The 234-nt window shown below is 31.2% G+C and carries 1 protein-coding gene; it reads right to left on the bottom strand.

Annotated features, from left to right (window positions below):
- The coding region (locus tag FUA24_RS03805) for an aminotransferase class V-fold PLP-dependent enzyme (protein WP_148540137.1) at positions 1–234 on the bottom strand (234 nt) is incomplete at both ends.

Below are 234 nucleotides of genomic sequence, written 5' to 3'. Positions count from 1 at the left end.
CCCTTTAAGGTTTCAATAACATAGTCTACATCTTCTTTAGTATTATATATGCTGAAAGAAAAACGTAATGATGGTTTTTTAATAGCATCTTTATTTAAAATTTCAGCTAAAACATGCGATGCTTTTGTACTACCACTTTGGCATGCACTACCTCTAGAACAAGCAATGCCTTTTAAATCTAATTGAAATAAAATCATGGCTACACTTTCAGGAGGCATAGGTAAACAAACATTA

It is taken from the genome of Seonamhaeicola marinus (assembly GCF_008085455.1).
Note: the sequence above shows the minus strand (reverse complement) of the source record. Positions and strands in the feature narration are given on the sequence as shown.